Source organism: Synechococcus sp. R55.8 (assembly GCF_047461895.1).
GTDB lineage: Bacteria > Cyanobacteriota > Cyanobacteriia > Thermostichales > Thermostichaceae > Thermostichus.
In genome coordinates this window covers 1-7,803 of record NZ_JANSIB010000014.1, presented here as the reverse complement: position 1 = coordinate 7,803, position 7,803 = coordinate 1, and the positions used below count along the sequence as shown (strand labels likewise).

The 7,803-nt window shown below is 60.5% G+C and carries 4 protein-coding genes and 1 tRNA gene; 3 read left to right on the top strand and 2 right to left on the bottom strand.

Annotated features, from left to right (window positions below; translation table 11 throughout):
• Together NW829_RS02640 and NW829_RS02635 are read left to right on the top strand one after the other, a co-directional pair.
• Positions 1 to 1,154, top strand: a 1,154-nt coding sequence (locus NW829_RS02640) for an OFA family MFS transporter (RefSeq protein WP_414416369.1), incomplete at its 5' end; no start/stop codon positions are given.
• Between the two features lie 156 nt (positions 1,155 to 1,310).
• Positions 1,311 to 1,394: transfer RNA gene (locus tag NW829_RS02635), tRNA-Leu, on the top strand.
• On the opposite strand, the gene NW829_RS02630 is transcribed toward NW829_RS02635, so the two are convergent.
• Positions 1,395 to 3,587, bottom strand: coding sequence for a glycosyltransferase 61 family protein (locus tag NW829_RS02630; RefSeq protein ID WP_414416368.1), 2,193 nt, complete (start codon positions 3,585 to 3,587; stop codon positions 1,395 to 1,397).
• 193 nt (positions 3,588 to 3,780) lie between these two features.
• On the opposite strand from NW829_RS02630, the gene NW829_RS02625 reads away from it, so the two are divergent.
• On the top strand, positions 3,781 to 6,474 hold the full coding sequence (locus NW829_RS02625) for a phycobilisome rod-core linker polypeptide (protein ID WP_414416367.1): 2,694 nt from the start codon (positions 3,781 to 3,783) through the stop codon (positions 6,472 to 6,474).
• A gap of 62 nt (positions 6,475 to 6,536) precedes the next feature.
• Here NW829_RS02625 and ruvB read toward each other — a convergent pair whose 3' ends face one another.
• Entirely contained in the window at positions 6,537 to 7,673 is a 1,137-nt protein-coding gene (ruvB, locus tag NW829_RS02620; RefSeq protein ID WP_011430641.1) for a Holliday junction branch migration DNA helicase RuvB, read from the bottom strand.
• Positions 7,674 to 7,803 lie beyond the last annotated feature (130 nt).

The window sequence follows — 7,803 nt, the reverse complement described above, 5'->3', positions numbered from 1 at the left end:
TGGGAACCGTCTATTCCTGGAGCATTTTCCGCAAGCCTCTGGAAACAGAGCTGGGGATCGGGGCCAGTGAGAGCCTGCTGCCCTACACCGTTGCCCTCGTGTTTTACGCTACCCTCATGCCCATCACAGGGTTTGTCATCCCCCGCTGGGGATCCCGCCGAGTACTGGCTCTGGGGGGCAGCTTGGTGGGCCTGGGCTATGGGCTGGCCAGCTTCGCCCCCTCCATTGGGTGGATTGCCCTCTGCTATGGAGTCATTGCCGGCAGCGGTGTGGGAATAGCCTATGGAGTGCCAATGGCCGTGGCAGCCCGTTGGTTCCCGGATCGCAAGGGATTGGCGGTGGGGTCCACCATTATCGGCTTTGGCCTATCCCCCCTGCTTACCGCTCCCCTAGCCAACCGCTTGATCGAGGCGCTGGGGGTTCGACCTACGCTGCTGATTTTGGGGATCCTCTTCGCGGCAGTGATCCTGGGGATCGCAACCCAACTGAGATTTCCTCCCCCCGATTGGATCCCTTCCCCATCTTTTCCAAGAAAATCCACGGACAGCCCAGATCACCCTCTACCGGCTTCTAGGCGCTCTCTCCCTCTGCTGAGAAACCCCTCCTTCTATGGCCTGTGGATCTGCTACGCCATCGGCACTCTGATCGGTTTAAGCGCCATTGGGATTTCCGGCCCCGTGGGGGAAGAGCTGATCGGCCTGGATCCCCCTGCGGCTGCCAACAGCGTGGCTCTCTTCGCCATTTTCAACGGGCTCAGCCGTCCTCTGTTTGGCTGGTTGGCCGATCGATTACATCCCCATCAGGTCACTACGGGCTCCTATGGGCTGATCCTGCTGGCCTGTGGGCTGATGCTCCTGCCTCCTCAGGGATCCCTTCTGGCCTACTGGGTAACTTTTTCCTTGCTTTGGTTTTGCCTGGGGGGGTGGCTGGCCATGGCTCCCGCCCTGACCCTGCGCTTGTTTGATCCCGAACGCTACGCCCAGAACTACGGCATTGTGTTTACCGCCTATGGAGTTGGGGCCTTGGTGGGAACGATGATCGCGGGGCAAATTCGCGATAGGATGGGCAGCTATAGCTATACCTTTTATGGGATGGCCGCCTTGGCGGTGGTGGGGATCTGGGTGGCCAACGTTTTTTTGAAAGAGAAGTTGTAGGAGCTTCAAGCCAGCGGGCACAGCAGGGATCCCATCAGCAGGGGCAGCAATCCCCTACTTCATACCCTCCACTGCAGGGCTGGGTGAACCAACTTAAAGACTTGCCCCCCCAAGGCAAGCAGTTTGGTAGAGTAGTACGGCTATTGCCGACAGATTGGGATCGTGGCGGAATGGTAGACGCTACGGACTTAAAATCCGTTGTTCCTCAAGAACGTGAGGGTTCGAGTCCCTCCGATCCCATCATCCCTTGATCCCTGTCTGTTCCAGCACATTCAGCAAGTCCGGGATCCGAACCCAGGCATCTTCTCGATCCAAATCGGGGCTGGAAAGAAGAGCCACCAAAGCCGGATCGCAAACAGGCGCCACCAAGGGGAAATACCTTAACCCTGCCACCTGAGCAATACTCCAAAAATAGGGAAGCACTGCATTGCTGGGCAAGATCTCGATGACGGTGGTGCCGGGTTGACAAAAGGCGAGGTTGGTTAGGCCCGCCCCGTGGATCCCGATCACCGCCTCTGCCCCTTGCATTAGGGCTATTTGCTCTTGAAGAGAAAGGGTTTCCATTTGCACCGGTGCAAATCCCCAAGGGTGCAAACAGGCTAGCACCTCCGCTTCGTTGATCACCCGCCGCCAGCGGGCAGAGCGACGGCAGATGTAAATTCGCCGCGGTTGTAAGGGGTCAATGGATAAACTCGGCTGGGCCAGTTGCCGCAGCACCTCCAATCCCCTAGGCGTCAAACACCCCACCGGAGCGCCTGCCGAGGGCACGATCAGGTTTTGGGCTTGCAGATGGGATCCCCCCAACTGCTCAAAGCTGAGGATGCGCTCGGCTGGGATCCCCAAAGCAGCCAAGCTCTGCACCTGAAAGGGCTTTCTTTGATACCCGTGGATCAAGATGGGGATGTCCTTTTCCAGGGCGCCCGACCGCTGCAGGATATCGAGGGCCGGCAGAATATCCACCATCCAGTGAAAGTAATTAACTGCCCCCAAGGGCAAAAGGGCAACGGGGCCATCCAGTGGGATCGGTGGGGGGAGATGGGGCAAGCCCAGCAGGGGGTGGTGTCGCAGGTGATCTGGCCTGTAGTCCCAGTCGAGGAACTCCGGCGGCGGCAAGCTCAGGGATAGATCGGCGAGCAATTCTCCCCGGCGGGTGAGCACCCCGCTGGCAAAGCTGGCGTAGAGGTGGCGGGGATAGTGGCCCACGTGGACGGATCCTCGGGGGATCTGGGCGACAAAGGTCTCTGCCAAGGGGATCCGCTGCGGGCGCAACTTTTGCAAAATGGCGGGATCAGCCGCAGGGGGCGCTTTCAGACAGAGAACCCCCACCGGATCCAGGGGTTGGTAGTCCCCTTCGCCCGTGGCCTGATGCCACTGCCGGGTGGTGAGGTAACCCTGGGTTGGCACCGGCCAGAAGTCGGTTGTAGGGGGGGTGTTCTGGGAAAAAGAGTCCGCTTGAAGGGCAACGCCTTCTGGAGCCCAACGCTGCCGCCAAGCCGAGTACAGGAAATCGGGGATCCTCGCAGATCCCTCTCCCCTGCATGCCTGCTCCAGTCCAGACCGCAGAGGGCTTTCTCTGCCACTGCCCTCGCACCACGCCTGCACCCAATTCCGTTCCGCTGCCACCGCTCGGCAAACCTTCTCCCAAGCCGCCTCAGGGTGAGCCAACCGCACTTCCGCTTCCGCCCAGTAGCTGTAGAGCTGCGCTGTCCCGGTGCCCCGCGCCTCAGCCTCCTGGAAACACCCCACAGCCTGAACTGGATCCCGCAGATCCAGCCACGCCAAGCCCATCTGTACCCAGGGATCCCCCCACTCAGGGCGCAGCCGCGCAGCCTCCTGCAGAGGGGAAATCGCCTCTCGCAAACGGCCCAGCTTCATCAGGGCCAAGCCCCAGCGCCAAAAACTCTCTGCCGCTGTCGGATCCTGCTGGCAAGCCCGCTCAAACCACTCCGCTGCCGCAGCCCACAGCCGGCTCCGCTCTTGGGTCAGGCCAATGCGGTGAGCAGCCAAAGCCTGGCCAGAAGACAGCTCCAGCTGTCCATCCCCCAACTCCAGAAGCTGCCGATACAGAGCTGCTGCCTGCGGCCAATGGCCCTTCTCCCACAGGCTTTCCGCCAAAGCCTGCAAGCTCCTCAGCAGGTGGTAGACGGCCTCGGATTCGGCCACCCCCCCCGCTTGCAGCATCGCCAAGCCCTCTTGCCACACCAGCTGCGCCTCCAGTTCCCGACCCAGCAGGAGATAGGCGGCTCCCAGCTCCCAATACAGCTCTGGAGAGGGGGATCCCTGCTCGAGCCGCTGCTGCAAGACCTGAATGACGTGCTCGTAATGCCCCTGCTCCCAATCCTCAAGGAGAAAAGCAGAAGACAACAGATGGGGGGGTAGAGCTGGGTTGGGAGCCATGTCTTTGTGGATGAGAAACAGTGTTACAAACTGCAACAACCTCCCCACTCTGGGCCCGTGCCCCTAGTATTCTAGGCTTGGCTTCCCCCTCAGGGATCGGGCATCGATCCTTCTCAGCTCAGAGAGGGATGCTCCTCCAGTCGTGGGTCAGCCTCTTCACCCCCTTCGATGGCACTGTCCTCGGCCTTTGTCGGCAGTTTTTTCGATCAAAACGGAGTTTAAAAGATCGATGGGTATCAACGTATCCGCTGGCGCAGTCGTTTCCAACCCCCGTCTCTACCAAACCGTGCCTGTATCGACCATCTCCCAGGCGGAACAGCAGGATCGCTATCTGGGACGCACCGAGCTGGATCGCCTCGAGGACTTTTTCTCCAGCGGCCTGAAACGGCTAGAGATTGCCGAGGTCATTGCGGCCAATTCGGAAATCATCGTCAGCCGGGCAGCCAACCGCATCTTCACAGGGGGCTCGCCCATGGCCTATCTGGAGCGGCCAGAAGCGACCCAAGACGAGAAAGAAGCCTTCAAGCTGGGTACTGCCTTCTACGTGGAATCCACCGGCGGATTCATTGAGGCCATCCGCAACATCTTTAGCGCCAGCGGTGTGGAGATTCCCCCCAATTTCCGCCCCATCAACATCTCCCGCTACGGAGCTGCCAACATGCGCAAATCGCTGCGGGATCTGAGCTGGTTTTTGCGCTACGTTACCTACGCCCTGGTGGCCGGGGATCCCAGCATCATCGCCGTCAACACCCGCGGCCTGCGGGAGATCATCGAAAACGCCTGCTCCGCCGAGGCCACCATTGTCGCCATTCAAGAGATGAAGCGGGCAGCGGCTGGCTACTTCCGCAAAGATGCCGAAGCGGTTGCCATCATCAACCAATACTTCGATGTTTTGCTGAGCGAGTTCATCGCTCCCGCCCCTTCCGACAAGCTGCGGCAGCGCAACGCCAGCACCGCCGACGGCCTGCCCCTGCAGGGGCTGCAGCTACCCCAGATCTACAACTTGGCTGCCGAAAAAGTTCCCGTTTTTGCCATGAAGCCGGGGCTGTCCAACGCCGAGAAGGAAGAAGTCATCAAGGCCGCCTACCGGCAGGTGTTTGAGCGGGACATCCGCCGCGCCTACGGCCTCAAGCTTTCCAACCTGGAGTCGAAGGTGAAAAACGGCGAGATCTCCATGAAGGAGTTCATTCGCCGCCTGGGCAAATCGGAGCTCTACCGCAAGCAGTTTTACGAGCCTTACATTAACAGCCGCGTTGTCGAGCTGGCCTTCCGCCACTTCCTGGGCCGGGCCCCTGAAACCCGCGAGGAAGTGCAGACCTACTTCTCCATCGTCTCCAGCAAGGGCCTGGCCGGCCTGGTGGACGCCCTGGTGGACAGCCGCGAGTACGGGGACTACTTCGGCGAGGAGACGGTGCCCTACCTGCGCAAGCTGGGGATAGAAGCCCAAACCAGCGCCAACTGGGGAGCCAAGTTCGACCTCTACACCTACGCTGCCCCGCGCCGCAAGGTGCCCCAGTTCATTACCCTCTTTGCCCGCTACAACCGGCCCCTGCCGGATCAGCATGCCTATGGCTCCGGCAATGACCCGCTGGAGATCCAATTTGGGGCCATCTTCCCCAAGGAAACCCGTTCCCTCAGCGCCCGCCCTGCTCCCTTCAACAAAGATGTCAAGCGCATCCTCATCCGGCGCGGCTTTGCCCTGACCAACGAGCGCACCAATCCCAGAGCAGCAGGGGATCCCGGCAGCCTTGGCCCGAAGGTTTTCAAGCTCACCCAGACTCCGGGAGATCGCAGCCGACGGCTGGGGGTGCGGGCCGGCATTGTCGGCAGCGAGGGATCCACCCAGGCGGTGATCCGCGCCTGCTACCAACAGGTATACGGCTATGTGCCCTACGAAGGCCAACGGCTGACCCGCTGGGAGATCAAGCTGGAGTCGGGGGAAATTCCCGTCAAAGAGTTTGTGCGCCAACTGGCCAAGTCGGATCTCTTCCGCAACAAGTACTGGTCCAGCTTGTATGTCTGCAAAGCCATCGAGTTCATCCACCGCAAGCTACTGGGCCGACCCACCTACGGACGGCAAGAGATGAACCGCCTGTTTGACATTGCCTCCAAGCAGGGGTTCTACGCGGTGGTGGATGCCATCTTGGACGGCGAGGAGTACCAGCGGGTCTTCGGGGAAGATATCGTGCCCTACGAGCGCTACCTCACCCCTGGCGGCCTGGCGCTGCGGCGGATGCGCCCCGGCTCCACCGACATGGCAGTGACCAAGCCCATTCGCACCGACGACGACATCCCTCTCTTTGTCAAGTTGGGTCAGCCTCGGGATATGCCTTCCGGCGAGCTGGAAATCCAGCGGCGGGCCCAGCAGGGGGTGCCCAAGGTACGCCAAGAGATCCCTGTCTTCAAGCTCACCAGCCTGGCCAACAAAGCGGAAGTCAACAACCTCATCCGCGCCGCCTACCGGCAGGTCTTCGAGCGGGATATGGACATCTACAACATCAGCGCCGAGCTCAGCTCTGCCGAGTCCAAGCTGCGCAACGGCGAGATCACCGTCAAGGAGTTCATCGAGGCCCTGGGGTGTTCCGAGCTGTACCGCTCCGAGTTCTATGCCCCCTATCCCAACACCAAGGTGATCGAGCTGGGCACCAAGCACTTCCTGGGCCGTGCTCCTCTCAACCAGCAGGAGATCCGCAAGTACAACCAGATCTTGGCCACCCAGGGGGTGAAAGCCTTTGTGCGCGCCCTGCTGAACACCCAGGAGTATCGGGATCTCTTCGGCGAGGACACGGTGCCCTATCGCCGCTTCCCCACCTTGCCGGCGGCCAACTTCCCCAACACGCAGGAGCTGTACGGTCGCCTTACCAAGCAAAACCGCGAGCTGGTGGTGCCCAGCTTCAGCCCTGTGGGCAATGACCGTAGCTAGATGGGGCTCTCAACTGCTCTCTTTCTTGTGAGAGAGGGGTCGGGGGTGAGGGGAGAGACGAGTTAGCTCCACAAAGGCAGGGGGGATTGGGCTTCATAGCCCAGATGCCGTAGCGCAGCAGGGGTAACCACTCGACCCCGGGGCGTGCGCTGCAGGTAGCCGATCTGCAGCAGATAAGGCTCATACACTTCTTCAATGGTTTGGGGATCCTCACCCGTCACCGCGGCCATCGTCTCCAAGCCCACTGGCCCTCCACCGAACTGCTCCACCAGCACCGTCAGCAGCTTGCGATCGATCCAATCCAAACCCATGGGATCCACCTGGAACAGCTCCAGAGCGGCTGCTGCCACTTCTTGGCTAATGTGGCCATCCCCTCGCACCTGGGCGTAATCTCGCACCCGCTTGAACAGGCGGTTGGCAATGCGGGGCGTGCCCCGAGAACGGCGGGCGATCTCTGCAGCCCCTTCAGGATCGGTGGAGACATTTAAGAGGCGAGCCGTGCGCAGCACGATCTGCACCAGCTCGTGAGGCTCGTAAAAGCGCAGCCGTTGCACGTGGCCAAAGCGATCCCGCAGCGGAGAAGTGAGGGCGCCAATGCGGGTTGTGGCCCCGATGAGGGTAAAGCGTTCCAAGGGCAGAGAGGTGATGCGAGCAGAGCGACCTTTGCCAATGGTGATATCAAGACGAAAATCCTCCATCGCCGGATAGAGCAATTCTTCTGTAACCTTGGGCAGGCGGTGGATCTCGTCAATAAACAACACATCCCCCCGCTTCAAGCGCACCAAATACCCGGCAATGTCGCGGGGGCTCTCCAAAGCCGGCGCGGTGGTCATGTAGAACTGGGATCCCATTTCTGCCGCCAGCACTGCTGCCACCGTGGTTTTGCCTAGACCAGGCGGGCCGTAGAACAGCAGGTGATCCAGAGGCTCTTGGCGAGCGCGGGCCGCCGCAATGGCAATGGAGAGCACTTCTTTAAGTTCCGTCTGGCCAATATATTCCGCTAGGGTGCGCGGGCGCAGGGATTCTTCCTGGGCTTCGCCAGGGTGGGCTTGCGGCTGCAACAGGGCAGAGGGATCCGCTCCCCTTTCCCCAGCAAAGCTCAACTCTCTGCCTTCTTTTCTCCAGGCTGAAGACTTTTGCTGCCGCCGCTTGGGGCCCTCAGCGTTCTGGCCTGTATCCCGAGAAGAAATGATTGCCATATCCCTAAGTCACAGAGGCAATGGCCCCAATTTAACTCTAGAAAAGCTCTGGGAAAGATCACCCCAGCAAAGAGAACAAAAAAATCCCCCAGACCAAGCTGGGGGATCCACCAATGCTGTTGAAGCGTCA

Coding starts and splice junctions, on each gene's coding strand:
- NW829_RS02625 (WP_414416367.1), top strand. CDS start 3,781: ATGGGTATCAACGTATCCGCTGGCGCAGTCGTTTCCAACCCCCGTCTC.
- ruvB (WP_011430641.1), bottom strand. CDS start 7,673: ATGGCAATCATTTCTTCTCGGGATACAGGCCAGAACGCTGAGGGCCCC.